Source organism: Streptomyces sp. NPDC001393 (genome assembly GCF_053597455.1).
This window is the reverse complement of the sequence record NZ_JBSFIH010000012.1, coordinates 51283-76938: the sequence shown is the minus strand read 5'-3', so window position 1 is coordinate 76938 and position 25656 is coordinate 51283. Positions and strand designations below refer to the sequence as shown.

General features: G+C 70.8%; 23 protein-coding genes and 1 pseudogene. 14 read left to right on the top strand and 10 right to left on the bottom strand.

Translation table 11 applies throughout. From position 1 onward, the window contains the following. Window positions 1-31: 31 nt before the first annotated feature. The 3 genes from ACWC2T_RS16065 to ACWC2T_RS16055 all read right to left on the bottom strand — a co-directional run bounded on the left by ACWC2T_RS16065 (window position 32) and on the right by ACWC2T_RS16055 (window position 2203). The gene (locus ACWC2T_RS16065; protein WP_450670978.1) at window positions 32-232 is read right to left on the bottom strand and encodes a DUF397 domain-containing protein; all 201 of its coding nucleotides are present in this window, start codon (window positions 230-232) and stop codon (window positions 32-34) included. A gap of 469 nt (window positions 233-701) precedes the next feature. Further along, window positions 702-1073, bottom strand: a complete 372-nt coding sequence (locus ACWC2T_RS16060) for a hypothetical protein (RefSeq protein ID WP_450670977.1) — start codon at window positions 1071-1073, stop codon at window positions 702-704. Between the two features lie 230 nt (window positions 1074-1303). Next, window positions 1304-2203, bottom strand: coding sequence for a helix-turn-helix domain-containing protein (locus ACWC2T_RS16055; RefSeq protein WP_450670976.1), 900 nt, complete (start codon window positions 2201-2203; stop codon window positions 1304-1306). A gap of 294 nt (window positions 2204-2497) precedes the next feature. On the opposite strand from ACWC2T_RS16055, the gene ACWC2T_RS16050 reads away from it, so the two are divergent. Then, window positions 2498-2899 (top strand): hypothetical protein, encoded by a 402-nt coding sequence (locus tag ACWC2T_RS16050; RefSeq protein ID WP_450670975.1) that lies wholly within the window; start codon window positions 2498-2500, stop codon window positions 2897-2899. 4 nt (window positions 2900-2903) lie between these two features. Here the strand turns inward: ACWC2T_RS16050 and ACWC2T_RS16045 are convergent, their stop codons facing one another. The 4 genes and pseudogenes from ACWC2T_RS16045 to ACWC2T_RS16030 all read right to left on the bottom strand — a co-directional run bounded on the left by ACWC2T_RS16045 (window position 2904) and on the right by ACWC2T_RS16030 (window position 5735). Continuing rightward, entirely contained in the window at window positions 2904-3227 is a 324-nt protein-coding gene (locus ACWC2T_RS16045) for a hypothetical protein (RefSeq protein ID WP_450670974.1), read from the bottom strand. Between the two features lie 11 nt (window positions 3228-3238). After that, the gene (locus ACWC2T_RS16040) at window positions 3239-3562 is read right to left on the bottom strand and encodes a hypothetical protein (protein WP_450670973.1); all 324 of its coding nucleotides are present in this window, start codon (window positions 3560-3562) and stop codon (window positions 3239-3241) included. Window positions 3563-3755: 193 nt separating this feature from the next. Next, the gene (locus ACWC2T_RS16035) at window positions 3756-4484 is read right to left on the bottom strand and encodes a glycerophosphodiester phosphodiesterase (protein WP_450670972.1); all 729 of its coding nucleotides are present in this window, start codon (window positions 4482-4484) and stop codon (window positions 3756-3758) included. A gap of 37 nt (window positions 4485-4521) precedes the next feature. Beyond that, window positions 4522-5735, bottom strand: a pseudogene (locus ACWC2T_RS16030) (adenosine deaminase). 23 nt (window positions 5736-5758) lie between these two features. Between ACWC2T_RS16030 and ACWC2T_RS16025 the strand changes: the two are divergent. Beyond that, window positions 5759-6745: a DUF4190 domain-containing protein gene (locus tag ACWC2T_RS16025; protein ID WP_450670971.1), complete on the top strand. Its 987-nt coding sequence runs from the start codon at window positions 5759-5761 to the stop codon at window positions 6743-6745. 22 nt (window positions 6746-6767) lie between these two features. Here ACWC2T_RS16025 and ACWC2T_RS16020 read toward each other — a convergent pair whose 3' ends face one another. After that, window positions 6768-7325: an NADAR family protein gene (locus ACWC2T_RS16020; RefSeq protein WP_450670970.1), complete on the bottom strand. Its 558-nt coding sequence runs from the start codon at window positions 7323-7325 to the stop codon at window positions 6768-6770. A 209-nt stretch (window positions 7326-7534) separates the two neighbouring features. Here ACWC2T_RS16020 and ACWC2T_RS16015 point away from each other — a divergent pair, with 209 nt between their 5' ends. From ACWC2T_RS16015 to ACWC2T_RS15980, 8 genes are all read left to right on the top strand, one after another. Next, window positions 7535-9070 carry a gamma-aminobutyraldehyde dehydrogenase gene (locus ACWC2T_RS16015; protein WP_450670969.1) on the top strand — a complete coding sequence of 512 codons (1536 nt, stop codon included), beginning with the start codon at window positions 7535-7537 and terminating at the stop codon, window positions 9068-9070. Between the two features lie 87 nt (window positions 9071-9157). Then, entirely contained in the window at window positions 9158-10405 is a 1248-nt protein-coding gene (locus ACWC2T_RS16010) for an ABC transporter substrate-binding protein (protein WP_450670968.1), read from the top strand. A 5-nt stretch (window positions 10406-10410) separates the two neighbouring features. Beyond that, entirely contained in the window at window positions 10411-11562 is a 1152-nt protein-coding gene (locus ACWC2T_RS16005) for an ABC transporter ATP-binding protein (RefSeq protein WP_450670967.1), read from the top strand. Next, entirely contained in the window at window positions 11562-12491 is a 930-nt protein-coding gene (locus tag ACWC2T_RS16000; RefSeq protein WP_450670966.1) for an ABC transporter permease, read from the top strand. Before ACWC2T_RS16005 ends, ACWC2T_RS16000 begins: the two co-directional genes overlap by 1 nt. Continuing rightward, window positions 12492-13292, top strand: coding sequence for an ABC transporter permease (locus tag ACWC2T_RS15995; RefSeq protein ID WP_450670965.1), 801 nt, complete (start codon window positions 12492-12494; stop codon window positions 13290-13292). Between the two features lie 50 nt (window positions 13293-13342). Further along, window positions 13343-14773 (top strand): NAD(P)/FAD-dependent oxidoreductase, encoded by a 1431-nt coding sequence (locus tag ACWC2T_RS15990; RefSeq protein ID WP_450670964.1) that lies wholly within the window; start codon window positions 13343-13345, stop codon window positions 14771-14773. Between the two features lie 138 nt (window positions 14774-14911). Further along, window positions 14912-15229 carry a hypothetical protein gene (locus ACWC2T_RS15985; protein WP_450670963.1) on the top strand — a complete coding sequence of 106 codons (318 nt, stop codon included), beginning with the start codon at window positions 14912-14914 and terminating at the stop codon, window positions 15227-15229. A 120-nt stretch (window positions 15230-15349) separates the two neighbouring features. Beyond that, on the top strand, window positions 15350-15808 hold the full coding sequence (locus ACWC2T_RS15980) for a hypothetical protein (protein ID WP_450670962.1): 459 nt from the start codon (window positions 15350-15352) through the stop codon (window positions 15806-15808). 34 nt (window positions 15809-15842) lie between these two features. Here ACWC2T_RS15980 and ACWC2T_RS15975 read toward each other — a convergent pair whose 3' ends face one another. Then, on the bottom strand, window positions 15843-16487 hold the full coding sequence (locus ACWC2T_RS15975) for a phosphatase PAP2 family protein (RefSeq protein WP_450670961.1): 645 nt from the start codon (window positions 16485-16487) through the stop codon (window positions 15843-15845). A 443-nt stretch (window positions 16488-16930) separates the two neighbouring features. Then, window positions 16931-18265 (bottom strand): 4-aminobutyrate--2-oxoglutarate transaminase, encoded by a 1335-nt coding sequence (gene gabT / locus ACWC2T_RS15970; RefSeq protein WP_450670960.1) that lies wholly within the window; start codon window positions 18263-18265, stop codon window positions 16931-16933. A gap of 302 nt (window positions 18266-18567) precedes the next feature. Here gabT and ACWC2T_RS15965 point away from each other — a divergent pair, with 302 nt between their 5' ends. The 4 genes from ACWC2T_RS15965 to ACWC2T_RS15950 all read left to right on the top strand — a co-directional run bounded on the left by ACWC2T_RS15965 (window position 18568) and on the right by ACWC2T_RS15950 (window position 25637). Next, a complete protein-coding gene (locus ACWC2T_RS15965; protein ID WP_450670959.1) occupies window positions 18568-20694 on the top strand; it encodes an ATP-binding protein in 2127 nt (708 codons plus the stop codon). Between the two features lie 138 nt (window positions 20695-20832). After that, window positions 20833-22491 (top strand): PucR family transcriptional regulator, encoded by a 1659-nt coding sequence (locus tag ACWC2T_RS15960; RefSeq protein WP_450670958.1) that lies wholly within the window; start codon window positions 20833-20835, stop codon window positions 22489-22491. Between the two features lie 128 nt (window positions 22492-22619). Then, a complete protein-coding gene (locus ACWC2T_RS15955) occupies window positions 22620-24065 on the top strand; it encodes an aldehyde dehydrogenase family protein (protein ID WP_450670957.1) in 1446 nt (481 codons plus the stop codon). Window positions 24066-24275: 210 nt separating this feature from the next. After that, a complete protein-coding gene (locus ACWC2T_RS15950) occupies window positions 24276-25637 on the top strand; it encodes a S53 family peptidase (RefSeq protein WP_450670956.1) in 1362 nt (453 codons plus the stop codon). Window positions 25638-25656: the final 19 nt, after the last annotated feature.

Here is a 25656-nt window from a genome sequence, read left to right as displayed (position 1 = left end):
TGCCGGGAGGCGTCCAGGCTGAGGCTGCGGTTCAAGCACTCCGGTCAGGAGTCCGCGCGTCGGCTCGGGCCAGGAAGGCGCGCCAACTGGCCGGTGTGAAGCGAAGGGTGGCGTGGTTCCTGTCCTTGGTGTCACGGACCATGATCCGGTCACCGGTGCAGGCGACCTCGACGCAGTCGGCCGCTCCGAGGTCACTGAAACTGCTCTTGCGCCACGCCCACGGCTCTGCCACTCACGCCTCCTCCGCCTCGAATGCGGAGGGACTGCCGGCCCGGCTGGCCCGGCGAGGTGAGGTGCCACCTGCCGTCGACCGGTTACGGGCCCCTCGTCCCCCTCAGCCCGAGTGATCGCACAACGGATTACCAGCACTCGTCCTTCACCGTAACAATGCCTCGCGGGAAAGAACATGACACATCACGCCGTGACGAGGACGGCGGCCGGACATGGCCGGTTCGATAGCCGGCGAGGCACCCGTTGGTTCCGGACTCACTCCTTCCGGCGCGCGGCGCGCTAGGCTGACGGGAGGCATCTCACGAGGGGATGATCGATGACGCGTGCGGCTCCCTCTCCCTCTCCTCGGTCCTTGCTCTGGATGCAGGCGGTCTACGTGATCGTGTCCGGCACCCTGGCCTACGGCGCCGGATACGGTGCTGCCGGGCTGTTCGACTCGACACCGCTGGGCATCCTGGCGGCATCGCTCGTCATGGTGGCCGCGGGGTGGTGGGGGCACTCTCTCCACCGGGCGGCTCACCGGGTGTTGGCGACTCGGGCGCGGCGTCGGGGCGAACTGCTGCTTCCGCTCGAGTGAGTTCGCGGGCCACCGCGCGACGCCCGAGCCACCGCCGCAACCGCGCGGTGACCAGCACACCGGCGCCGCAGCCCAGTACCCCGGGCCAGTGGCCCGGATCGGGGATCACGACCGTGAACAGCACGGTGAAGAATCCGCCGATCACGACCGGCGGGATGGTGACGAGCCACAGCAGATGCACCGTGCGCGTGCGGGACGGCAGTACGTCGTGGATGATCTCGCTGCAGATGTGGATCCAGGTGTCCACCCGCCTACGTCCTGCCATGCCCGCACCCCCGCACCCGGCGCCCACCGCGCCGGAACCCCGCGCCAACCCGCGACCTTGCCATCGGCCACCTCGGTGATCCCTGGTCAGAAACCGCAGCCGGCGGTGCGGCTGCGGGCAGCGCCTTGCCTAGCGGTCCGACGCGTCGGGGCCGATGACCCGTCAACCGGGTCCGGGGGTGTGGCCGTCCTGCGTGCCGTTCCTGATCCTCAGCTTCCGCTGCGCCGCCGTCAGGGGGTCTCGGCGGGTGCAGCCAGTGTCAGGCCGTGGCTTTCGTCGCCGACATCGGCTGCCATGGAGCGCAGAAAGGTGCCGATGTCGTCCCGGAGCGCCTGGTCCTCCAGGCCCCAGAAGATCTCCAGATACTGGCCGGTGACCTCCGGGTCATTGCTCGAGTACGACTCTCCTCGTGGGTTCTCGAGATAGACGGAATCCGGCATTCCCTCCTCACGGAACTCGAAGTGGGTGAAGGGCCCCATCAGGCCCCGGTGCGCGCCCACGCCGAAGGGGAGCACCTGAACGGTGATCCGCGGATGCTCGCTCAGGTCCGCCAGCCGCTCCAACTGGGCCCGCATGACCTTCGGGCCACCGATCTGGCGGCGGATGACCGACTCGTCCATGATCAGGAACAGCTCGGGCCCCTCGTCGCCCTCGAGGATCTCCTGCCGGGCCAGCCGAGCCTCGACCAGCCGGTCCAGGCGTTCCGGCGAGGTCGCCTGCCCGGTCCCCGCGGCCATGGCCCGCATGTACTCCTCGGTCTGGAAGAGCCCGGGAACCACGAAGAAGTGGAACCCGCGGATGATCGAGGCGGACGACTCGAGGGCCAGGAAGGACAGGAACTCCTTGCTCAGCACGTCCCGGTACTCGGTGAACGGCATCTTGCGGCTGCTGCGCGCCAACTGCAGCAGTTCCTCGACCTTGCGGCGATCGGTCACCCCGTACTCGCTGAGCAACGCCTTGAGGTCGTTGACCGAGACGGCGACCTCTCCGGCCTCGATCCTGATCAGCTTGGACGGACTCCAGTACATCTTCGTGGCGACCTCACGCTGCGTCAGCCCCACGCGGTTCCGGGCCTTCCGCAACTCCGTCCTCAGACGCAGGCGCTGCACGGCAGCGCTCGGAGTGCTCACGATCGCCACCTCCCTACCTTGAAGGTCCAATGTGCAATGTAGCAGATAGTCATATCGCCAGGGAATACCTCACTAGTTGCGCGCACTGAGACGCTTGACCTGCAGGTCGGCGACCTGTGCGCTGGGCGGGCGCCACAGAACGGGGCGTCGCAGAATGCGAGATGGCAGAGGTGCAACTCACCTTCCGCCTGTCTGCATGATGGGGGTCACCGTACCGGATCTGACAGACCGACATGTCTGCGTTCGAGTGGTACGCGATCGACTGTGCTATGGCATTTCACGGCCGATTGCCCCATGGCTGCCCGCGCGGCCGGCGAACAGGTCTGCGCCGCCTACGCGCGGTTCCGCAGCACCTTGGCCTCCGGCCGCCGCACCCTGCGCGCGGTGCGCCACCCAATCGGGTTCGTCTGCCGGCCCGTCCTGTGCGACGGCAGCGACGGTGTCTGCGTCCACGTCCTCGGCGCACCGGAGGCGAAACCCGACGGGTTCGTGCCCCAAGTCTGCTGCCATGGCTACGACTTGACCAGCACCGGGCTTCGCGGCGAGCCCACGCACCGGGTCTTCGAAGTGCACAGCGATCCGTCGGGCGTGGACGAACTACGGCCCACGACGGCCGCCCCACCGCCACCCTGGTCCTGGGGCGGACCCTGCCCGGCCGGGTGGACCTCTCCCCGGGCGCCGCAGTCCGTGCGGTGAAGGCCTAGGGCAGGGAACCGGCCGCCAGTCCGCCCGCGCAGGCGATCAGCCAGTCCGCCGACGGCCACCGTGGGACCAGGCGACGTACGGCCGCGCCCGCCTGCGTGGGCAGGATGCCGCCCAGCAGGATCAGTGCTACGAGGTCACCGGCACCGATGCCCTCGTTCTGGGTCAGCGCGTAACCGGCGGCCAGAGCCATCGCGGCGAGGACGAGGTTGCGCAGGTCGATGTCGCCCAGGGACGGAAAGGCCGCTCCGGAGCCCCTGCGGACCGTGTAGAGAATCAGCACCGCCACCTCCGCGGCGATGGCGAAGAGTGCCACCAACATGGCTTGCCCTCCTAGAACTTGCAGGCCTTCTTGAGTGCGGGGATGCCGAGCAGCGCGGCGATGGCCTTGCGGTGCGCGGAGGTGAGCTTGCGGCGCTTGGCGTAGGTGCGGATGAGCTGCGCCGTCTTCTTCACGCCGATCTTCTTCACCAGTCGGACGGCGGTGACGACCCGCTTGGAGGAGCCCGCCGGGGTGAACGCGGCGATGAACCCCGCGACGGTCGTGGCGCACCACAGGACCTTCTTGGTGGTGGACCACCAGGAGGGGTCGATGACGATCGGGAAGGCGCTGCCCGCGTCGAACTCGACGTGCTGGACGAGCTTGTCACCGACCACCTTGTAGCTCGTGGGGACGTCGTTGCCGTGCGCGTCCTTGGCCCAGGGGGCGTCGAAGAAGCCAGAAGGACATCACGACCGGCCCCGCCCAGGGCGCGAAACGCTACGGCCTGGTCCGCGACACCGGAACCGACTTCGCGCCCGTCCCGCAGTACCTCACCCGCACCACCCCGGCCGACCCGGCGACGGTCCCTCAGCGGTCCCGGGTGTAGCGCTGCCGCGGGGCCATGTCAGCGGAGCGTGCCGCCCGCAGGGTGTGCAGGACGTCGACCCGGTTCGTGGTGATCGAGTCGGCGCCCAGGGCCAGCAGGCGGCCCATCGAGCGGCGGGTGTCCGGGGTCCACACGGACAGCAGGTAACCGTCGTGGTGGACGCGGGCCGCCAGCTCCCGGCTCACCAGGGAGAAGCGGTAGTTGAGCCAGCGCGGGCGGACCGCGTCCAGCAGTGCGGGCCGGGGCGGGGCCAGGCTCGTCCAGGTCAGCGCGATCTCGGCGGCCGGGTCGGCGGCGCGGACGGCGAGCATCGCCTCGGCGCCCGCACAGTAGTAGACGCGCTCCCGGGCCCCGCTCTGCCGGACCACGTCCATGACCCGGTCGACCATCCGCCGGTCGACCCGGCCGCACAGGTCCACCATCACCCGGCTGTCACCGGTCGCGGCCAGCGTCTGAGCCAGCGTCGGCACACCGCCCGCCGTGAGCCCGCGCACCTCCTCGGCGGACAGCGCGCCGAGCGGCCGGCCGACCTCCCACAGCCGCTGCAGGGTGTCGTCGTGCAGCAGCACGGGGACGCCGTCGCGGGTGAGCCGTACGTCGATCTCGACCGCGTCCGCGCCCCGGTCGAGCGCGGACCGCAGCGAGTCGATGGTGTTCTCACGGAGGCGGTAGGGGTCGCCCCGATGGGCCACGGCGGTCACGGTCTGCATGACCCCCATTGTGGGGTGCCCCCGGTCCTGGGGTGCGTCAGGAGGCGAGCCAGGCGCTGGTGTACGTGTCGATCTCGGCCGTGATCCTGGCCTTGCCTGCGGTGTCCAGGAACGACGCCTCCACGGCGTTCTTCGCCAGGTCGGCCAGGCCCCGCTCGTCCAGGTCGAGCAGCCGGGCGGCCACCGCGTACTCGTTGTTGAGGTCGGTGCCGAACATCGGCGGGTCGTCGGAGTTGATCGTCACCAGGACCCCGGCCCGGGTGAACTCCTTGATCGGGTGCTCGTCCAGGCTGCGGACCGCGCGGGTGGCGATGTTCGAGGTGGGGCAGACCTCCAGCGGGATGCGGTGCTCGGCGAGGTGGGCGAGCAGCTTCGGGTCCTGCGCGGAGCTGGTGCCGTGTCCGATGCGCTCGGCGCGCAGCTCGGTCAGCGCGTCCCACACCGTCTGCGGACCGGTCGTCTCGCCGGCGTGCGGGACCGAGTGCAGACCGGCGGCGATGGCCCGGTCGAAGTACGGCTTGAACTGCGGCCGGGGTACACCGATCTCAGGCCCGCCGAGCCCGAACGACACCAGTCCCTCCGGCCTGATCCGGTCGTCGGTGGCGAGCCGCGCCGTCTCCTCGGCGGACTCCAGCCCCGCCTCGCCCGGGATGTCGAAGCACCAGCGCAGTACGGTCCCGAACTCGGCCTCGGCGGCCTTGCGGGCGTCCTCGATCGCCGCCATGAAGCCCAGCTCGTCTATGCCGCGCCGGGTGGAGGAGAAGGGGGTGACGGTCAGCTCGGCGTAGCGCACCTGCTGCCGGGCCAGGTCGCGCGCCACCTCGTAGGTCAGCAGCCGGATGTCCTCCGGGGTGCGGATGACGTCGACGACCGACAGGTACACGTCGATGAAGTGCGCGAAGTCCGTGAACGTGAAGTAGTCGGCCAGGGCCTCGGGATCGGAGGGGACCTTGGAGTCGGGGTGGCGGGCGGCCAGCTCCGAGACGATGCGCGGGGAGGCGGAGCCGACGTGGTGGACGTGCAGTTCGGCCTTGGGCAGTCCGGCGATGAAGGTCCGCAGATCGCGGTCGGCCGTGCCGGCGGCGGGTACGGAGCTGTCGGTCATGGGGTCCTCCCCGGGACGGGCGCCCGCGAGCGTGGACCCTGGTCACGTGGGCCGTGGTGCGGGCGCGGTGATCGGCTGATCGGTTGCGCGGGATCATCGTAGGCCCCGGCCCGTGCCGTCCCGGCCTGCCCGTAGCATGGCGGCACAGCCAGCAGAGGGGTCCTTCACCATGTCCGACGAGGTGCCGCAGTCCACGCCACAGCAGCATCAGCCTGCCGGCGAGGGGTCGACAGCACCCCGGCTGTCCCTGGACAAGCGGACGCAGCAGGGCCCCGAGGATCACGCACCGAGCCCGGCTCCGGGGCACGGCGAGGCTTCGGCTTCGGGACAGAACGCCGTTTCGGGTCCGGGACAGAACGCCGTTTCGGCCTGGGCTCAGAGCGGCAGCGCGACTCCGGGGCCGGACGCTGCTTCGGCTCCGGGCCGGGGCACCGGCTCCGCTCCGGGTCGGGGCTACGGCTCCGCTCCGGGCCCGGGCACCGGCTCCGCTCCGGTTCCGGGCTCGATATCCGGGGCGCGCCCGGACACCGCGCCTGGTGACGCCTCCGTCCACTACCAGCCGACGCTGACCTCGCTGCCCTCCTCGCCGGACGAGCCCGCCGACGCCGTGCCGCAGGGCTGGGCCCCGCCGGCCGCCGCTTCCGCACCCCCGGCGGCGAACCCGTTCGCGCCGCCGGCGGCCACGGCCCCCGGGAACCCCTACGCCCCGCCGTCCGCCCCGGCGAACCCCTACGCCCCGCCTGCCGCGCAGCACGCGGGACCGGAACCCGTGCCCCCGCCGCCCATCGCCCCCGACGGCCCCGGCCAGGTGCCGTACGGCTACCCGGGCATGGCGCCCGCCTACGGCCACCCGGGGCCGCCCCAGCCGCCGTACGCCGGCCCCTACGGCTGGCCCGGCATGCAGCCGATGCCGAGCAACGGCATGGGCACGGCCTCGCTGGTGCTGGGCATCCTGGCGTCGGTCCTCTTCGCGCTGTGGCCGATCGCCCTGGTGCTGGGCATCCTCGCGGTGATCTTCGGCGCGGTGGGCCGCGCAAAGGCCGGCCGGGGCGAGGCCACGAACCCCGGCATGGCCCTCGCCGGCCTCATCTGCGGCGCGTCCGGCATCGTCCTGGCCGTGGTCTTCATCGCGTTCCTGGTCGCCCACCACACCTGAGGCACCGGTCGGCGCGACGGAGTCAGTCCGCTCTCAGCCGAGCCCGCGCCTCCATCAGGGCGAAGCCCAGCAGATTCGGCCCCCTCCACCGCTGAGGATCCGAAGCCGCCTCGTCGTCCGCCGCCAGGCCGATCCCCCACACACGGTCCACGGGACTCGCCTCGACCAACACCCGGTCGCCCGTGCTCAACAGGAACTCGCGCAGCGCGTCGTCGGCCGCGAACTTGTGCACGCTTCCCTCGACCACGATCCGGAACCGCTCCCGCTCCCATATCGCCTCGTCGAAGCCCCGGACCAGCCGGCCGGCCTTCTTGGCCTGGGAGGGATGGCCCGAGGCCAGCACCCGCCGCTCCGCCTCCGCGTCCCCGAACAGCCGCGCCTTGCCGGCCATCATCCAGTGCTCGGCCGTCGCGTACTCCACCCCGTCGACCTCGAACGGCGACGGCCACCACTGGCTCAGACAGCTCGCGCCGATGCTGCCGTCGGGCCGCGGCCGGTGCCCCCAGAAGTGGAGGTACTTGATCCGGCTGCCTGCCCGGACCTCGCTGATCAGGGCTTCCACCCCGTCGATCTTCCCCATGCACGCGAGTCTGGCACGCACCACTGACACTCCGTCCGCCCTTTTCCTGCCCGACTCGACACCTGGTCGACAGATTCCGTCGCGTAACCAAAAGGCAACAACGGAATCACTTGTTGGAGTCCTATTGCTCTGTCAGGATCGGCACTCAAATCGAGCTGGAGCTACGCCACCCACCCCCCGGGACGGGGCGAACGGCGGAGGAGAGCGACATGCACAACCCGGGCACCGCCACCCCGGAACGATTTCCCGCCGAGGAGCGATTCGCCGACGGCGCGCAGTTCATCGCGGGCCGGCCGGCGAAGGGCACCTCGGGCCGTACCCACGCCGTGGTCGACCCCGCCACCGGCGACGCGGTGTACACCTACGAGCTGGCCGGCACCGACGACGTCGACGCGGCCGTCGCCGCCGCGCGCGAGGCGTTCCCTGGCTGGGCCTCGGCCACCCCGGGCGAGCGCTCCGACGCCCTGCACCGGTTCGCCGCCGTCCTCGCCGAGCGCGCCGAGGACCTCGCCCGGGCCGAGTCCCTGCAGTGCGGCAAGCCGCTGAAGCTCACCCGCGAGTTCGACGTGCCGGGAACCATCGACAACACCGCCTTCTTCGCGGGCGCCGCCCGGCATCTGCAGGGGCAGTCCGCCGGTGAGTACTCCGGGGACCACACGTCGTACGTCCGGCGCGAGCCGATCGGTGTCGTCGGATCGATCGCGCCCTGGAACTACCCCCTCCAGATGGCCGCCTGGAAGATCCTCCCGGCGATCGCCGCCGGCAACACCATCGTGCTGAAGCCCGCCGAGCTGACCCCGCTCACCTCGCTGCTCTTCGCCCAGGCCGCCACCGACGCCGGCATCCCCGACGGTGTGATCAACGTCGTGACCGGGACCGGGAAGGAGGCGGGGGAGCACCTGGTCGGCCACCCGGATGTCGCCATGACCTCCTTCACCGGCTCCACCGGCGTCGGCAGGCGCGTCGCCGAGGTCGCCACCGCCACGGTCAAGCGGCTGCATCTGGAGCTCGGCGGCAAGGCGCCGTTCGTCGTCTTCGACGACGCCGACCTGGAGGCCGCCGTCCACGGGGCCGTCGCCGGTGCGCTCATCAACACCGGCCAGGACTGCACGGCCGCCACGCGCGCGTACGTGCAGCGGCCGCTGTACGAGGCCTTCGTGGAGCAGACCGCCGCCCTGATGGAGAGCGTGCGGCTCGGTGATCCCTTCGCGCCCGGCACCGACCTCGGGCCGCTCATCTCGCACGTCCAGCGCGACCGGGTGGCCGCCTTCGTCGACCGCGCGCGTGCCTACGCGCGCGTGGTGACCGGCGGCGAGGCCCCGAAGGGCGAGCTGGACAAGGGCGCCTACTACCGGCCGACCCTGATCGCCGGCGCGGCCCAGGACAGCGAGATCGTCCAGTCCGAGATCTTCGGCCCGGTTCTGGTCGTCCTGCCGTTCGACAGTGATGATGAGGGCATCCGCCTGGCCAACGACACCCCGTACGGCCTCGCCGCCTCCGCGTGGAGCAGCAGTGTGTACCGCGCGAACCGCGCCACCCGCGAGATCAAGGCGGGCTGTGTGTGGATCAACGACCACATCCCGATCATCAGCGAGATGCCGCACGGCGGCTACAAGGCGTCCGGCTTCGGCAAGGACATGTCGGCGTACTCCTTCGAGGAGTACACGCAGGTCAAGCACGTAATGTTCGACAATACGGCGGTTGCCCGCAAGGACTGGCACCGCACGATCTTCGGGGACCGGTAGCAGCCGTTCGACCGGCTGCCGCCGGGTGTGACGCTCCGGCCCTCGACCAGGCCGACCTCCCATTCCTCCCGAAAGGGCACCACGCGCATGGAGCAGTACGAGCCCGACCGCCTCACGCCGGTCGAAGTCGCCGCCATACGGCGCAGTCAGCGCAGCGGCCGGGCAGCGATGACCCGCCGGTCGCTGCTGCGCGCTTCCGCGGGCGGCGCACTCGCGGTCGGCGGACTCGGGGCGCTGAGCGGCTGCGGGATCCCGCCGGCCAACAAGACGCAAGGCGGCGTGTCCGCCGACGACCACTCGGCCAAGGAGAAGATCGTCAACTTCTCCAACTGGCCCGAATACATCGACGTGGACGACAAGACGAAGCGGCACCCCACGCTCGACGCGTTCGCCAAGCAGACCGGCATCCAGGTCAAGTACACCGAGGACATCAACGACAACGACGAGTTCTTCGGCAAGATCCAGCCGGAGCTCGCCGCCGGCCAGGACACCGGCCGCGACCTGCTCGTGCTCACCGACTGGCTGGCCGCCCGCATGATCCGCCTCGGGTACGTCCAGAAACTGGACCCGTCCAACCTGCCGCACGCCTTCGCCAACCTGTCGGACCAGTTCCGTGCCCCCGACTGGGACCCGGGCCGGGCGTACTCGTACCCCTGGCAGGGCATCTCGACCGTCATCGCCTACAACAAGAAGGCCCTCAACGGCATCGAGGTGAAGTCGGTCTCCGACCTGCTCGACAACCCCGGGCTCAAGGGCCGCGTCGGCTTCCTGACCGAGATGCGCGACAGCATCGGCATGACCATGCTCGACATGGGCATCGACCCGGCGAAGTTCACCGACGACGACTACGACAAGGTGATCGCCCGCCTCCAGAAGGCCGTCGACAAGGGCCAGATCCGCCGCTTCACCGGCAACGACTACACCTCCGACCTCACCAAGGGCGACTTCGCCGCCTGTGTCGCCTGGGGCGGCGACATCGTCCAGCTCCAGGCGGACAACCCGGACGTCGACTACGTCATCCCGGCCGCCGGCTACATGACGTCGACCGACAACATGCTGATCCCCAACAAGGCGCGCCACAAGACGAACGCCGAGCGGCTCATCGACTTCTTCTACGAGCCCGAGCCGGCCGCCGAGCTCGCGGCCTACATCAACTACGTGAGCCCGGTCGCGGGGGTGAAGCCGTATCTTGCCAAGATCGACAAGGCCGCGGCGAACAACCCGCTGATCCTTCCCGACAAGGCCATGCAGGCCCGGTCCCATGCCTTCCGCTCGCTGACGCAGCAGGAAGAGACGGCCTACCAGCAGAAGTTCTCGAAGCTCACAGGGGCGTGACGACGATGACGACACCAGACAACAGCGGCGACGTCCGCCTCTCCGGTATCTCCAAGACCTACGACAACGGCTTCACCGCCGTGCAGCCGCTGGACCTGACCGTGCCACAGGGCTCCTTCTTCGCCCTGCTCGGCGCCTCCGGCTGCGGCAAGACCACCACCCTGCGCATGATCGCCGGCCTGGAGGAACCTTCCTCCGGCACCGTGCGCCTCGGCGACCAGGACGTCACCCACCTGCCGCCGTACAAGCGCCCGGTGAACACCGTCTTCCAGTCCTACGCGCTCTTCCCGCACCTCGACATCTTCGAGAACGTCGCCTTCGGTCTGCGCCGGCGCGGCATCAAGAGCGTGAAGAAGCAGGTCGAGGACATGCTGGACCTCGTCCAGCTCGGCGAGCAGGCGCGCAAGAAGCCGCACCAGCTCTCCGGTGGCCAGCAGCAGCGGGTCGCCGTCGCCCGCGCGCTCATCAACCACCCCAAGGTGCTCCTCCTCGACGAGCCGCTCGGCGCCCTCGACCTCAAGCTGCGCCGCCAGATGCAGCTGGAGCTCAAGCGCATCCAGACCGAGGTCGGCATCACCTTCATCCATGTCACGCACGACCAGGAGGAGGCCATGACCATGGCCGACACGGTCGCCGTGATGAACGCGGGCCGCGTCGAGCAACTCGGCTCGCCCACCGACCTGTACGAGAACCCGAACACCACCTTCGTCGCGAACTTCCTCGGCACCTCCAACCTCATCGAGGCCGAGGTCGACACCAAGAGCGGCGACGACATCGTGCTCAAGGCGGGCGGCGGCAAGCTGGTGCTGCCCGAGTCGCGATGTTCGGCGCCGACGACGGCCGGCGGCAAGGTGCTGGTCGGCATCCGCCCGGAGAAGATCTCCCTCACGCACGCCGACGACGCGGGGGACATCCCCGAGGGCCGCAACCGGCTCACCGGCAAGATCGCCGACGCGAGCTTCATCGGTGTCTCCACCCAGTACGTGATCGACAGCCCGGTCTGCGACGAGCTCGCGGTGTACGTCCAGAACGTCGAGCGCGACGGGCGGCTCGTGCCCGGCGCCGACGTCGTGCTGCACTGGAGCCCGGCGCACACCTTCGGCCTGGACGCCGCCCAGGACATCGACGCGGGCACCGAGGAAGAGGCGGCCGTCTGATGTCGACGCTCACCGAGGCGCCCCCGCCCCTCGCGCCCACCGCGCCGGAGAAGAAGCCCCCGCGAAGGCGGGGCCGGTTCACGCCGTACTGGCTGCTGCTGCCCGGCATCCTCTGGCTCATCGTCTTCTTCGCGCTGCCGATGATCTACCAGGCCTCCACCTCCGTGCAGCAGGGCTCCCTGGAGGAGGGCTACAAGGTCACCTGGCACTTCGCGACCTACTGGGACGCGCTGAGCCAGTACTGGCCGCAGTTCCTGCGGTCCGTCTTCTACGCGGCCGCGGCCACGGTCCTGTGCCTGCTGCTCGGTTACCCGCTGGCCTATCTGATCGCGTTCCGCGCGGGCCGCTGGCGGAACCTGATCATGATCCTGGTGATCGCGCCGTTCTTCACCAGCTTCCTGATCCGCACCCTGGCCTGGAAGACGATCCTCGCCGACAACGGTCCGGTGGTGCACGTCCTGAACTCGGTGCACATCCTGGGCCTGACCAACTGGCTCGGCTGGACGGCCGGCGACCGCGTCCTCGCCACGCCGCTCGCGGTGGTGTGCGGACTGACGTACAACTTCCTGCCGTTCATGATCCTGCCGCTGTACACCTCGCTGGAGCGGATCGACCCACGGCTGCACGAGGCGGCCGGCGACCTGTACGCCAAGCCCTGGACCACCTTCCGCAAGGTCACCTTCCCGCTGTCGATGCCGGGCGTGGTCTCCGGCACGCTGCTGACCTTCATCCCGGCGGCCGGTGACTACGTCAACGCCGAACTCCTCGGCTCCACCGACACCCGCATGATCGGCAACGTCATCCAGACGCAGTTCCTGCGGATCCTGGACTACCCGACCGCCGCGGCCCTCTCCTTCATCCTCATGGCCGCCATCCTGGCCATGGTCACGATCTACATCCGCCGGTCCGGGACGGAGGACCTGGTCTAAATGCCCTTCGTCAACTGGCTCAAGCGCCATCTCGTCGTCATCGCGGGCATCCTGACGCTCGCGTACCTGCTGCTGCCCAACGTCATCGTGACGGTGTTCTCCTTCAACAAGCCGAAGGGGCGCTTCAACTACGAGTGGCAGCAGTTCTCCCTGGACGCCTGGAAGAAGCCGTGCGGCGTCGCCGACATGTGCGGCTCGCTGTCCATCAGCCTCCAGATCGCGATCTGGGCCACGATCGGCGCCACGATCCTCGGCACGATGATCGCCTTCGCCCTGGTCCGCTACCGCTTCCGCGCCCGCGGCGCCGTCAACTCGCTGATCTTCCTGCCGATGGCGATGCCCGAGGTCGTCATGGCCGCCTCGCTGCTCACCCTGTTCCTCAACATGGGCGCCCAGCTGGGCTTCTACACGATCCTCATCGCCCACATCATGTTCTGCCTCAGCTTCGTCGTCACCGCGGTCAAGGCGCGCGTGATGTCGATGGACCCGCGCCTGGAGGAGGCTGCCCGGGACCTGTACGCGGGCCCCGTGCAGACCTTCCTGCGGGTCACCCTGCCCATCGCGGCACCGGGCATCGCGGCGGGCGCGCTGTTGTCGTTCGCGCTCTCCTTCGACGACTTCATCATCACGAACTTCAACGCCGGCTCGACCGTCACCTTCCCGATGTTCGTGTGGGGTTCGGCGCAGCGCGGAACACCGGTCCAGATCAATGTGATCGGTACGGCCATGTTCCTCGTCGCGGTTCTGATCACGCTGTTCTCGATGCTCGTCACCAACCGCCGTAACAACCAGAAGGCGTAGGCCTTTTCAGAAGCGCCTTTTCGGAAAGTCCTCTGTAGGGAGTTGAAATCATGGCCCCAAGCGCCATGAGCCGTGGCAAAGACAACTGGATCGCTTCTCTCTCCGAAGCCCAGCCGGTTCCGTACTGGCTGGAGGACCCCGGCAAGCCCCACCCCGAGCCCGCCCTCACCTCCGCCGACACCTGCGACCTGCTGGTCGTCGGCGGTGGCTACAGCGGACTGTGGACCGCGCTGGGCGCGAAAGAGCGCGATCCGCAGCGGGACGTGGTCCTGCTGGAAGGCCGCGAGGTGGGCTGGGCCGCCTCCGGCCGCAACGGCGGCTTCTGCGCCGCCTCCCTCACCCACGGGCTGCCCAACGGCCTCACCCGCTGGCCCGACGAGATCCAGAAGCTTCAGGAGCTGGGCCGGCGCAACCTCGACGAGATCGAGGCCGCGCTCGCCCGGCACGGCATCGACTGCGACTTCGAGCGCACCGGCGAGATCGACGTGGCCACCGAGACCTACCAGGCCTGGGAACTGCGCGACTGGCACAAGGAGTTGGCCGAGCAGGGACTCGCGGACGGCATCGAGTTCCTGGACGCCGACGCCGTGCGCGAGCAGGTGAACTCACCCATCTTCGAGGCCGGCCTGTGGGACCGCCGGGGCGTGGCCATGCTGCACCCGGCGAAGCTGGCCTGGGGCCTGAAGCGGGCGTGTCTGCGGCTCGGGGTGCGGGTCTACGAGCACACACCCGCGCTGACGCTGAAGCCGTACGGCGCCGGGATGGCCGTACGCACGCCGTACGGCGCGGTCCGCGCCCGCAGGGTCGCGCTCGGCACCAACATCTTCCCGAACCTGCTGCGCCGCGTGCGCTCCTACACCGTCCCGGTCTACGACTACGCGCTGATGACCGAGCCGCTCACCGCCGACCAGCTGGCGTCGATCGGCTGGAAGAACCGACAGGGCCTCGGCGACAGCGCCAACCAGTTCCACTACTTCCGCCTCTCCGCCGACAACCGCATCCTGTGGGGCGGTTACGACGCGATCCACCACTACGGCGGCCGGGTGCGCGCCGAGTACGACGACCGCCCGGAGACGTACGCCAAGCTCGCCGGCCACTTCTTCACCTGCTTCCCGCAGCTGGAGGGCGTCCGCTTCACCCACGCCTGGGGCGGCGCGATCGACACCTGCTCGCGCTTCTCGGCGTTCTTCGGCACGGCGCACCAGGGGAGGGTCGCGTACGCGGCCGGGTACACCGGTCTGGGCGTCGGCGCGACCCGCTTCGGCGCGGACGTGATGCTCGACCTGCTGGACGGGGAGCGCACCGAGCGGACCGAGCTGGAGATGGTCCGCAAGAAGCCGCTGCCGTTCCCGCCCGAGCCGTTCGCCTGGACCGGGATCGCCCTCACCAAGTGGTCCCTGGCCCGCGCCGACGCGCACGGCGGCCGCCGCAACCTGTGGCTGCGGACGATGGACAGGCTGGGGCTGGGCTTCGACAGCTGAGGCCTTGTACCCGGTCGTGGTGGCTGGGTCAAGCCACGAGTTTCCGGAGCATGACCGAGCTCCCGCGTTCCGGCGTACTGGAAGCACGGGCCTCACCGGGAGGCACCGACTTCCACACCGGATCGGCAGGAGAAGATCATGAACTGCATCACCCGCATCACCCGCGTCTTCCGCAACCACGACGACTCCCGTGCCAAGCGCCGCCTGGGCCTGGCGACGGCGGCGGTGTCCGCCGCCGTCGTCGCCGGAGGCGTCATGCTCCCGGCCGTGACCGCCTCGGCGGCGCCGATGCACCCGGTGTCCGCGGTGACCATGGCTCCCCGGCACGACCACCACGACCGGGACTACTGGGACCACCACGACAGGCACCACTGCGGGGACGACTACTACTACGACGACTCCTACTTCCACCACGACCACGACCATCACGACCATGACCACTGGGAATCGGACTGACATGTGACCTAGGTCACATGAAGGGCATGCGGAATCCGCGTAATGTCCCCGGAAGGCCTCCCTCTCTCCCCCTGACGCGACCGCGTCGGTCGGTCGGGCGAGAGACAGGGAGGCCTTGCGATGACTGGGGCGAAGACGGCCGTCGAATGGCTGGCATCCGTCGCACCGGACCCCGAAGCCTGTTGCCGGGAATGGGAGCGCAATCCCCTGGGCATCGCGCTGCTGCCCGCCGGCCGGGCCTGGGACGTACTGATCCTGCCGGGCGACCTCGGTTACCCGACCCTGGACGTGCTCACCCGTGTGCTCGACCACCCCGGCCCGGTGCTCGTCGACTTCGGCGACAACCGGGTCGGGTTCTTCGTGCCGCCGGGCACCGCGGCCCGCTGGGTCGGCACCGGCGTCCGCTCCGCCGGAGTCGGCACCTGGATCGTCGTGCCGTATCCGGGCCGGGCGACCCGGGGCGTGCGCTGGCTGGTCCAGCCGGACGGCTCGGGCACGCTGACCGACCCCGCGCTGCTGGAACTGGCGATGCACGAGGCGGCGGCGCGGCTGGCCGGGGGAGAGGACGGGGAAGGGTAGCGTCCGGGATCCGCGGGCTCCCCCAGCTCCGCCCTCAGCCGGGAGTGCCGGAAGACCGCCGGCGCATGCTCCGGCCGACGCCCGGAACCAGCGACAGGGCGGTCAGCAGCACCGTGCACAGGCACCAGCTGGCCACCACGTCCAGTGGCCAGTGATAGCCGTGGCGGACCAGACCGTACGACACCCCGAGGACCAGGGCCGCGCACCCGGTGACCAGGATCCGGCGGGCGGTCGTGGAGCGCAGCCAGGAGAGCAGCAGCAGGGTCGCCGAGCCGTAGGCGACGGCCGCCGTGGCCGTGTGCCCGGAAGGGAAGTAGCCGACGCCCGGAGGAGGCTCCACGGAGGGTCCCGGCCGCGCCGTCCAGTCCTTGAGCGGTGCGACGATCGCCGGGACCAGCGCCATCAGGACGGCCGCCGCCGCGGGGGGCAGCCACCACCGGTGCGCGCCGGTCGCGCGCCCCCGCCGGAGGGCGTAGACCGCGGCCGCGGCGAGGACCGGGACGGCGACCTGGACGTTGCCGAGGTCGGAGAGGACTTGGCCGAACCCGTCCGGATGGACCAGGTCCCGGCTGAGGTGCGAGTCCAGGCGCAGCAGCGGGCCGTGGACCACGACCTGCCAGGTGATCAGGGCGAAGAGGGCGGCCGGAAGGGCGAGGAGTGCGCGGTGACGGGTTGACACGGTGCCCAGCTTCGCAGGTCCGCTCGGCCCGGCACGCGGGAACGCGCCGCATCGGCCGGGGCGCGGCCCACAGGGGCGAAGGAGAAGGAGGTCGGCCGCCCCGGAACAGGGGGGGTAGTTCCGAGGCGGCCGTCCGGATCGGAACGTCGCGCGCCCCGGGGGGTTTGGGGCGGCGACCGTCCGATCGGTGAGGAGATCCCGGAGCCGTCAGGCGCCGGTTGTGTGCGCGAGGGCACGACCAGGTCGAAGCTGGGGAGGCCCCGGCCTGAAATCGCCCACAGTCCCCTGTGGGCGGGGTGTATCTCTCATCTGGGTAGAACCTACGGCAGGCCGGGCCGCTTGGGCAGACGGAATCGGCTCCCGTCATCCACCCCGCACACCTTCTTCACACGGCCTGCCGCAGGCACCCTTCAGGGGGAGACCAGCCGCTCGGATGTGCGCACTCAGATGCGCGTGAACGCCTGCTCGATGATGTCCAGGCCCTCGGTGAGGAGGTCCTCGCCGATCACCAGCGGGGGCAGGAAGCGCAGCACGTTGCCGTAGGTGCCGCAGGTCAGGACCAGCAGGCCCTCGGCGTGGCAGGCCTTGGCGAGGGCGGCGGTGGCCTCCGGGTTCGGCTCCTTGGTGGCCCGGTCCTTGACCAGCTCGATGGCGATCATGGCGCCGCGGCCCCGCACGTCGCCGATGACGTCGAACTTCTCGGCCATGGCGGTGAGGCGACCCTTCATGATCTCCTCGATGCGCTTGGCCTTGCCGTTGAGGTCGAGCTCCTTCATGGTCTCGATGGCGCCGAGCGCACCCGCGCAGGCGACGGGGTTGCCGCCGTACGTACCGCCGAGCCCACCGGCGTGCGCGGCGTCCATGATCTCCGCGCGCCCGGTGACGGCGGCGAGCGGAAGCCCGCCGGCGATGCCCTTGGCGGTCGTGATCAGGTCGGGGACGATCCCCTCGTCCTCGCAGGCGAACCACTGACCGGTCCGGCAGAAGCCGGACTGGATCTCGTCCGCGACGAACACGATCCCGTTGTCGGCGGCGAACTGCCGGATGGCCGGCAGGAAGCCCTTCGCGGGCTCGATGAAGCCGCCCTCACCCAGCACCGGCTCGATGATGATCGCGGCGATGTTGTCCGGGCCGACCTGCTTGGTCATCTGGTCGATGGCCTGCGCGGCGGCTTCCGGCCCGGCGTTCTCCGCACCGGTCGGCCAGCGGTAGCCGTACGCCACCGGCACCCGGTACACCTCGGGCGCGAACGGCCCGAACCCGTGCTTGTACGGCATGTTCTTCGCCGTCAGCGCCATGGTCAGGTTGGTCCGCCCGTGGTACCCGTGGTCGAACACCACCACGGCCTGCCGCTTGGTGTACGCACGCGCGATCTTGACGGCGTTCTCGACGGCCTCGGCGCCGGAGTTGAACAGCGCGGACTTCTTGGCGTGGTCACCCGGGGTCAGCTCGGCAAGCGCCTCCGCGACCTCCACGTACCCCTCGTAGGGGGTGACCATGAAACAGGTGTGGGTGAAGTCGGCGAGCTGGGCGGAGGCACGGCGTACGACGGCCTCGGCGGAGGCGCCGACGGAGGTCACGGCGATACCGGACCCGAAGTCGATGAGCCGGTTGCCGTCGACGTCCTCGATGATCCCGCCACCGGCGCGGGTGGTGAACACCGGCAGCACGGAGCCCACGCCCTGCGCGACCGCGGCGGTACGGCGGGCCTGCAGCTCCTGCGACTTCGGGCCGGGGATGGCGGTGACGACGCGGCGCTCCTGCGGAAGTGCGGTCATGGGGGCTCCTGATGATCTTGCGTACCGAGCGGTCTGATCTGGCGTCCCGGACGATCCCGGGCGGTGAGTCTCCGGCCGCTTACCTACTCTTTCTTCGCAGGCTAGGGCCGGGGGTGGGGGGTGGGCATGCTCCATGTGGGCGTTGTCGTTCACCCCGGTTGTCCGTGGTGGACATAGCCGGGCGGCCGGGGTACGCCCAGTCGGCGGGCGCTCTCGGCCGCGTAAGCGGTGAACTCCCCTTGCGGGGGCGTTAGATTGCTGGCTGACGGTTCGACGGAACGGCTGGTCAGGGGGCAAGGGCGATGGACAGCGACGGCACGCGAGACGCGCGCGGCACGCATGCGCATCCTGTACCTCGCCCGGCGTCACCGACCGAGCGGGGCACGGTGCCGCCCATGCCGGCACTGCCGCCGGGCCTGCCGCCGAAACCGGACGGCTCCGCCTTCCTGACCTGGCTGCGGACCTCCCGCCCGGAGGCGGCGCCCGGCGTGTGGCGCCTCGGACACCGGCCCCGGCCCGAACAGGAGCCCGAGCGGCTCCCGGCCCGGCAGCTGATCAGCGGCGCCCTCATCGCCTTCCTGGTCGGCTGGCTGGTCTGGTCCCTGCTGTGGAACGGCTACCTCGGCAGCTGGTGGGTGCTCCCTCTCGAACTGCTCGTCCCCGACTCCTGGCGCAACAGCGACAGCAATGTCTCGCGTGCCTTCCTCTGGTACGGGTACTACACCGTCATCGCGCTCGCCATTGTGCTGATCGTCGGCCGTCTCGGCCGCTGGGGGGAGGTCTGGCGCCGCTACGGCCCGCCGGCCTGGCGTCCGGCCGTGCCGGTGGCCGAGCGCCCGCCGGCACCCGAGCAGGACCCGGCCGAATGGCCCCACCTGCGCCGTGCCGGTGCCCACGAGGCCGCCGAGCGCCTCGCCGCCGAGGCGCGGGCCGGGCTCATGCGGGACGTCGATCACGCGCGGATCAGCCGGGCCTGGCAGGGGGTGCGCTCGGGGCGGCACAGCCTGGCCGCGTTCACCGGCGCCGTACTCAAGGACGGCTCCGCCGCCTGCCTGCATCCCTCCGGCGAACGCGACCTGCCCGTGCGGCACGCCCGCCACGACCTGATCACCGGCCAGGTCCGGCTCGGCACCGCCGCCGACGACCCCCGCAACCCCTACCACTACCGAGGCGCGGGCCTCGGCCTCGATCCCGGCCTGCTCGGCACCTCGCTGCTCGCCGTCGGTCCGTCCGGCTCCGGCAAGACCGGTGCGGTGGTACGGCCGCTCGCCGAGTCCCTGTGCCTGCACGCCCTCGCCGGGCGCGCCTGTGTCGTCGTCGTCGGTGCGGTGGGCGCCGGACTCGGCTCGGACGAGGCCTACGACGTCGTCGTACGCATCGGTCAGCCGGAGTCCGTCTACGACCTCGACCTCTACGGGGGCACCACCGACCCCGACGAGGCCGCCGCCATACTCGCCGAGGCCCTCGCAGGCGACCTCGCCGATGCGCACCCGGGCAGCGACAGCCGCCGCTCGGCGACCGTTCTCGCCCAGTTGCTGGGTCCCTTCCGGGCCGTCCACGACCGCTTTCCGTCCGTGCCCGAGCTGCGCCGGCTCCTCGACGGCGCTCCCGGCCCGCTCGCGGCGCTGCGCAAGGCGCTGACGGACACGGGACAGGAAGGGCTCCTGCGGGAACTCGACGCCCGCGAACGGCAGATGGCCCACCCGGGTGACGTCGGCACCGTGCTCGCCGACCGGATCGCCCTGCTCGACCGGCCCGCCTTCGCCGGCTTCTTCGACACCTCCGACCAGACCCGGCCGTTCTCGCTCAAGGCCCTCGACCACCCGGTACGGGTCCGCATCGACCTGCCCCAGCGCGGGCACGCCGATGCCTCCCGGATCCTGGCCCGGCTGGTGCTCGCCCAGTTCACGGCGGCCGTGACCGTACGGGAGGACCGGTCGCTGTTCGCCTGCCTGATCCTCGACGACGCCTCCGGCGCCATCACCCCGGAGGCGGTCCGCGGCATCCAGCGGCTGCGTTCGGCGGGGGCCGGCGCGGTGCTCACCCTGCGCACCCTGGACGACGTGCCCAGGCCGCTGCGCAGTCCGCTGCTCGGCGCGATCGGCTGCCGGATGGCACTGTCCGGAGTCACCCCCTGGGACGGGCAGGACTTCGCCGAAGTGTGGGGCAAGGAGTGGACCGAGACCCGGGACGTCACCGATCGCCAGATCATCGCCGAGACCCCGGCCGGCAAGGCCGTGCACATCCTGCGCCGGGTCATCACGGGACAGGCACCCACCGCTCGCGCCGTCACCGTGCGGCAGGTCGAGCGGGAGCGCTGGTCGGCCTCCGAGTTGGCTCATGGGGTGCCGGCCGGGCATGCGGTGTTGTCGTTGACGAGTGTGCGGGGGGAGCACGCGCCGCCGTTGCTGGTGGATCTGAGGGGGTGACGGGGCGGCGGGGGACCGTACGGTGAGGCAGAATCGGTGTAGGTCGTTCATACGGTTCGGCCAAAGGATCCATCCCGTCGTCACACTGTCCGCACACTGCCCGCCCGGACGCCCGGTGTTCCGTCATCTGAAGGACCGATGCCCCCTACCCTCGCCTCGCTCGTCCACCATTCCGCGCTGAAGCTGACCGTGCGCGCGGGCGAGGACCGCCTCGACGTGCCCGTCCGCTGGGCCCACGTCAGTGAGCTGGCCGACCCGGTGCCGTACATGGAGGGCGGCGAGCTGCTGCTGATCACCGCGCTGAAGCTGGACGCGGAAGATCCCGAGGCCATGGGGCGGTATGTGAAGCGGCTGGTCGGGGCCGGTGTCGTGGGGCTCGGCTTCGCCGTGGGCGTCAACTACGAGGAGATTCCGGCGGCCCTCGTCGACGCCTGCCGGACGGAAGGGCTGCCGCTGCTGGAGGTTCCCCGGCGCACCCCCTTCCTCGCCATCAGCAAGGCCGTCTCCGCCGCCATCGCCGCCGACCAGTACCGGGCCGTCACCGCCGGGTTCGCCGCGCAGCGGGAGCTGACCAAGCAGGCGCTGACCTCCGGGCCCGAGGGGCTGCTCGGCGCGCTCGCCGGGCAGGTCGACGGGTGGGCCGCGCTGTACGACGCCGCCGGCTCCGTCGTCGCCGCCGCGCCCGAGTGGGCCGGACGGCGGGCCGCCCGGCTGACGGCGGACGTCGAGCGGCTGCGGGAGCGGCCCGCGCCCGCCTCCTCCGTGGTCGGCGGGCCCGATCACGAGGACCGGGTCGAGCTGCACTCCCTGGGGACGGGGCGGCGGCCGCGCGCGGCGCTCGCCGTCGGCACCGCCGCCGCCCTCGGCACCGCCGAGCGGTACGCCGTGCACTCCGCCATCGCCCTGCTCACCCTCACCACCGAACGCTCCCGCTCCCTGCACGCGGCCGAACAGCGCGTCGGCACGGCCGTGCTGCGCATGCTCCTCGCCGGGGAACCCGACCACGCCCGGGCCGTCGCCGGGGACCTGTACGGCGGACTGCTCGACGCGCCGTTCCGGATGATCGTCGCCGAGTCGGTGCCGGGATCCGCCGCTCGGGCGCATGCCGATGCCCATGGTCACCTGCGGACGGCGGGTGCCGGCGGCGGCGCGCCCGCCACCGGTGACCTGAGCGGCGATCCGCTGGGCGGGCTGGCGGAGAGCATGGAGTCCGCCGCCGCGCGCTCGGGGGAGGCCGTGCTGGTCGTGCCCGAGGGGGAGCGGCTGGTGGTGCTCGCCGCGGACGGGGGAGCGGCGGTGGCAGCCGGTACGCAGTACGCCGGCGCGCTCGAGGCGGCACGAGCGGTGGCGGAGCAGGCCGGGGGCGAGGAGGAGGAACTGGTCGTCGGGTTGTCCGCGCCGGCCGGGCCGATCGCCGCCGCGGCCGCCTACAAGCAGGCCGAGCAGGCGCTGTCGGTGGCGCGGCGGCGGGGGCGGGTGCTGGTGGAGCACGAGCAGCTGGCCGCGGGGTCCGTGCTGCCGTTGCTCGCCGACGACGCGGTGAAGGCGTTCGCGGACGGGTTGCTGCGGGCGCTGCACGAGCACGACGCGACGGGGCGGGGCGATCTGGTGGCCTCGCTGCGGGCGTGGCTGTCGCGGCACGGGCAGTGGGACGCCGCTGCCGCGGACCTCGGGGTGCACCGGCACACGCTCCGGTACCGGATGCGGCGGGTGGAGGAGATCCTGGGGCGCTCCCTGGACGACCCGGACGTGCGGATGGAGCTGTGGCTCGCCCTGAAGGCGACCAGCGCCGAATAGTCCAAAAAGTAGTGCGCGGTTCCGCTACTGCTACGACCCGGACAAGCGACCGCCGGCCACCCCCGCCCTACCGTTGACCACGAAAGCCAAGCAGCACACCTCCAACGCGGAAAGGCCGGGAATCGCGCATGACTTCGATCCACGCCTTCTGGCTCGCCGGCCGCCAGGTCACCGGCGAGGACACCTTCGACGTCAGCTCACCGTGGGACGGCCGGCTCGTCGGCAAGGTCGGCGTGCCGACCGACGCCCAGGTCGAGGAGGCCGTGGCCGCCGCGTACGCCGTGCGGGACGAGTTCGCCGCCACCCCGGCGCACGTGCGCGCCGCCGCCCTGGACCACGTCAGCAAGCGGCTGGTCGAGCGCACCGAGGAGATCGCCCAGCTGATCTCCGCCGAGAACGGCAAGCCCATCAAGTGGGCCCGCGGGGAAGTCGGTCGCGCCGTCTCCGTGTTCCGGTTCGCCGCCGAGGAGGCCCGCCGGTTCAACGGCGGCGAGGCCCAGCGGCTCGACACCGACGCCGGCGGCCAGGGCCGGCTGGCGCTGACCCGTCGCTTCCCGAAGGGTGTCGTGCTCGGCATCGCGCCGTTCAACTTCCCGCTGAACCTGTGCGCCCACAAGGTCGCCCCGGCGATCGCCGTCGGTGCGCCGATCATCCTCAAGCCGGCCCCGGCCACCCCGCTCTCCGGCCTGGTCCTGGGCGAGCTGCTGGCCGAGACCGACCTGCCGGCCGGCTCCTGGTCGGTCCTGCCGGTCCCGAACGACCGCATGCCCGCCCTGGTCCAGGACGAGCGTCTGCCGGTGATCTCCTTCACCGGTTCCGACAAGGTCGGCTACGCGATCATGGACTCGGTGCCGCGCAAGCACTGCACGCTGGAGCTGGGCGGCAACGGCGCGGCCGTCGTCCTCGCCGACTTCGCGAGCGACGCGGACCTGGACTGGGCCGCGACCCGCATCGCGACCTTCTCCAACTACCAGGGCGGCCAGTCCTGCATCTCCGTGCAGCGCGTCATCGCCGACGCCGCCGTCTACGACCGCCTGCTGCCGCGCATCGTCGCCGCCGTCGAGGCCCAGGTCACCGGTGACCCCTCCGACGCCAAGACGGACGTCGGCCCGCTGGTCAGCGAGGACGCCGCCAAGCGCGTGGAGTCCTGGGTGAAGGAGGCCGTCGAGGCCGGCGCCCAGCTGCTCACCGGTGGCGACCGTGACGGCGCCTCCTACGCGCCGACCGTCCTCACCGACGTACCGGCGGACGTCACCCTCGCCTGCGAGGAGGTCTTCGGACCGGTCCTCACCGTGCAGAAGGTGGACGGCGAGGCTGCGGCCTTCGCCGCGGTCAACGACTCCAAGTACGGCCTCCAGGCGGGCGTGTTCACCCACGACCTGCAGGTCGCCTTCCGCGCCCACCGCGCCCTCGAGGTCGGCGGCGTGGTGATCGGCGACGTCCCGTCCTACCGCGCCGACCAGATGCCGTACGGCGGCGCCAAGCAGTCCGGTGTGGGCCGCGAAGGCGTGCGGTTCGCGATGGAGGACTACACCTACGAGCGCGTGCTGGTCCTGACCGGTCTCGCGCTCTGACCTGCCACGGACAGGTCGGAAACGGCAGCGGCCGGTGCCCACTGTGCGGGGGCACCGGCCGCTGTCGTTTGCTGCCTCTGAGTAAAGGATTCGACATCGGCTGTTCAAGAGTCCTGCTGTGTGTCTTGATCTGTCCATGACTCTCCCGATGGGATGCGCCTGACCAGTTCGTCCGACTCAGGACGTCTCAGGGATTTGTCAGGGGAACACATGCGCATAGCCCGTACCGGGCGCGGCCTCGCGGCTTCCGCCGCCACTGCCGCACTCGTCGCCGCAGGACTGGCGACCATCTCCTCGGCCGGCGCCACCAGCGCCGCGCCCGCCGGCGTACCGCACACCTTCGCGCAGCCGGCCATCGCGGGGCACAACCTGGTCCACGGCGTGGCCAGCCCCCTTCCCATCGCCCAGTGCCAGGCCAAGTGGCACATCAACTGCTACAACCCGCTGCAGTACCGCACCGCGTACAACCTGAACCCGCTGTACAAGAAGGGCATCACGGGCAAGGGCCGTACGATCGTCATCGTCGACTCCTTCGGGTCCCCGACCGTCCAGCACGATCTGGACGTCTACAGCAAGCAGTTCGGGCTGCCCAGCACCAAGGTCAACGTCGTCAAGTGGGGTCACGTCCCGAAGTTCGACCCCAAGAACCCCGACATGACCGGCTGGGCCGGCGAGACCTCGCTGGACGTCGAGATGGCCCACGCCGTCGCGCCCGACGCCAAGATCGTCCTGGTGGAGACGGCGGTCGCCGAGACCGAGGGCACCACCGGTCTGCCGGAGATGATGTCCGCCGAGAAGTACATGATCGACCACGGGGTCGGCGACGTCATCAGCCAGAGCTTCGGCGCCACCGAGAACACCTTCCCGGGCTTCGACAAGGGCGACTTCTCCAGCATCAAGAAGCTGCGGTACGCCTACGAGGACGCGCAGCGCAAGCACGTGACCGTGCTCGGCTCCTCCGGTGACGGCGGCGCCACCGACGCCATGGCGGACGGCAAGACGTTCTACAAGTACCGCGTCAACTCCTGGCCGTCCTCCGACCCGTTGGTCACCTCCATCGGCGGCACCCAGCTGCACCTGAACGACAAGGGCCGGCGCGTCAAGCCGGACAGCGTCTACAACGACAACGGCGCGGGCGGCGGCGGCCAGTCCCACGTGTTCACCCGCCCGGGCTTCCAGGACGGTGTGAAGAACGTGGTCGGCACCCGCCGCGGCACCCCGGACATCTCGATGGCCGCCGCGGTCAACGGCGGTGCCTGGGTGTACTCCAGCTACGACCCGACCGCCACCGGCTGGGGCGTCTCCGGCGGCACCAGCGAGGCCAGCCCGCTGTTCTCGGGCATCGTCGCCCTCGCCGACCAGGCGGCCGGCCACCGCCTGGGCGACCTCAACCCGGCGCTCTACACCCTGCTGAAGCAGAAGAACCCGGGCATCGTCGACGTCAACGACGGCACCGACAACAGCTACCAGGGCGTCACGGGCTACAAGGCCGTCAACGGCTACGACATGGCCACCGGCGTGGGCACGCTCGACGCCCTGCGGTTCGTGTCCGCCCTCGCCAAGAACCACTGAGGGTAACCGCTTTCAGGCT

Excerpts from the sequence above, each read along its gene's own strand:
- ACWC2T_RS16045 (WP_450670974.1), bottom strand. The coding sequence starts at position 3,227 with ATGTTGGTGGCACTCTTCGCCATCGCCGCGGAGGTGGCGGTGCTGATT.
- ACWC2T_RS16015 (WP_450670969.1), top strand. The coding sequence starts at position 7,535 with ATGCACAACCCGGGCACCGCCACCCCGGAACGATTTCCCGCCGAGGAG.
- ACWC2T_RS16060 (WP_450670977.1), bottom strand. The coding sequence starts at position 1,073 with ATGGCAGGACGTAGGCGGGTGGACACCTGGATCCACATCTGCAGCGAG.
- ACWC2T_RS16000 (WP_450670966.1), top strand. The coding sequence starts at position 11,562 with ATGTCGACGCTCACCGAGGCGCCCCCGCCCCTCGCGCCCACCGCGCCG.
- ACWC2T_RS15950 (WP_450670956.1), top strand. The coding sequence starts at position 24,276 with ATGCGCATAGCCCGTACCGGGCGCGGCCTCGCGGCTTCCGCCGCCACT.
- ACWC2T_RS15990 (WP_450670964.1), top strand. The coding sequence starts at position 13,343 with ATGGCCCCAAGCGCCATGAGCCGTGGCAAAGACAACTGGATCGCTTCT.
- ACWC2T_RS15955 (WP_450670957.1), top strand. The coding sequence starts at position 22,620 with ATGACTTCGATCCACGCCTTCTGGCTCGCCGGCCGCCAGGTCACCGGC.
- ACWC2T_RS15965 (WP_450670959.1), top strand. The coding sequence starts at position 18,568 with ATGGACAGCGACGGCACGCGAGACGCGCGCGGCACGCATGCGCATCCT.
- ACWC2T_RS16025 (WP_450670971.1), top strand. The coding sequence starts at position 5,759 with ATGTCCGACGAGGTGCCGCAGTCCACGCCACAGCAGCATCAGCCTGCC.
- ACWC2T_RS16005 (WP_450670967.1), top strand. The coding sequence starts at position 10,411 with ATGACGACACCAGACAACAGCGGCGACGTCCGCCTCTCCGGTATCTCC.
- ACWC2T_RS15985 (WP_450670963.1), top strand. The coding sequence starts at position 14,912 with ATGAACTGCATCACCCGCATCACCCGCGTCTTCCGCAACCACGACGAC.
- ACWC2T_RS15980 (WP_450670962.1), top strand. The coding sequence starts at position 15,350 with ATGACTGGGGCGAAGACGGCCGTCGAATGGCTGGCATCCGTCGCACCG.
- ACWC2T_RS15995 (WP_450670965.1), top strand. The coding sequence starts at position 12,492 with ATGCCCTTCGTCAACTGGCTCAAGCGCCATCTCGTCGTCATCGCGGGC.
- ACWC2T_RS16020 (WP_450670970.1), bottom strand. The coding sequence starts at position 7,325 with ATGGGGAAGATCGACGGGGTGGAAGCCCTGATCAGCGAGGTCCGGGCA.
- ACWC2T_RS15960 (WP_450670958.1), top strand. The coding sequence starts at position 20,833 with ATGCCCCCTACCCTCGCCTCGCTCGTCCACCATTCCGCGCTGAAGCTG.
- gabT (WP_450670960.1), bottom strand. The coding sequence starts at position 18,265 with ATGACCGCACTTCCGCAGGAGCGCCGCGTCGTCACCGCCATCCCCGGC.
- ACWC2T_RS16010 (WP_450670968.1), top strand. The coding sequence starts at position 9,158 with ATGGAGCAGTACGAGCCCGACCGCCTCACGCCGGTCGAAGTCGCCGCC.
- ACWC2T_RS16035 (WP_450670972.1), bottom strand. The coding sequence starts at position 4,484 with ATGCAGACCGTGACCGCCGTGGCCCATCGGGGCGACCCCTACCGCCTC.
- ACWC2T_RS16050 (WP_450670975.1), top strand. The coding sequence starts at position 2,498 with ATGGCTGCCCGCGCGGCCGGCGAACAGGTCTGCGCCGCCTACGCGCGG.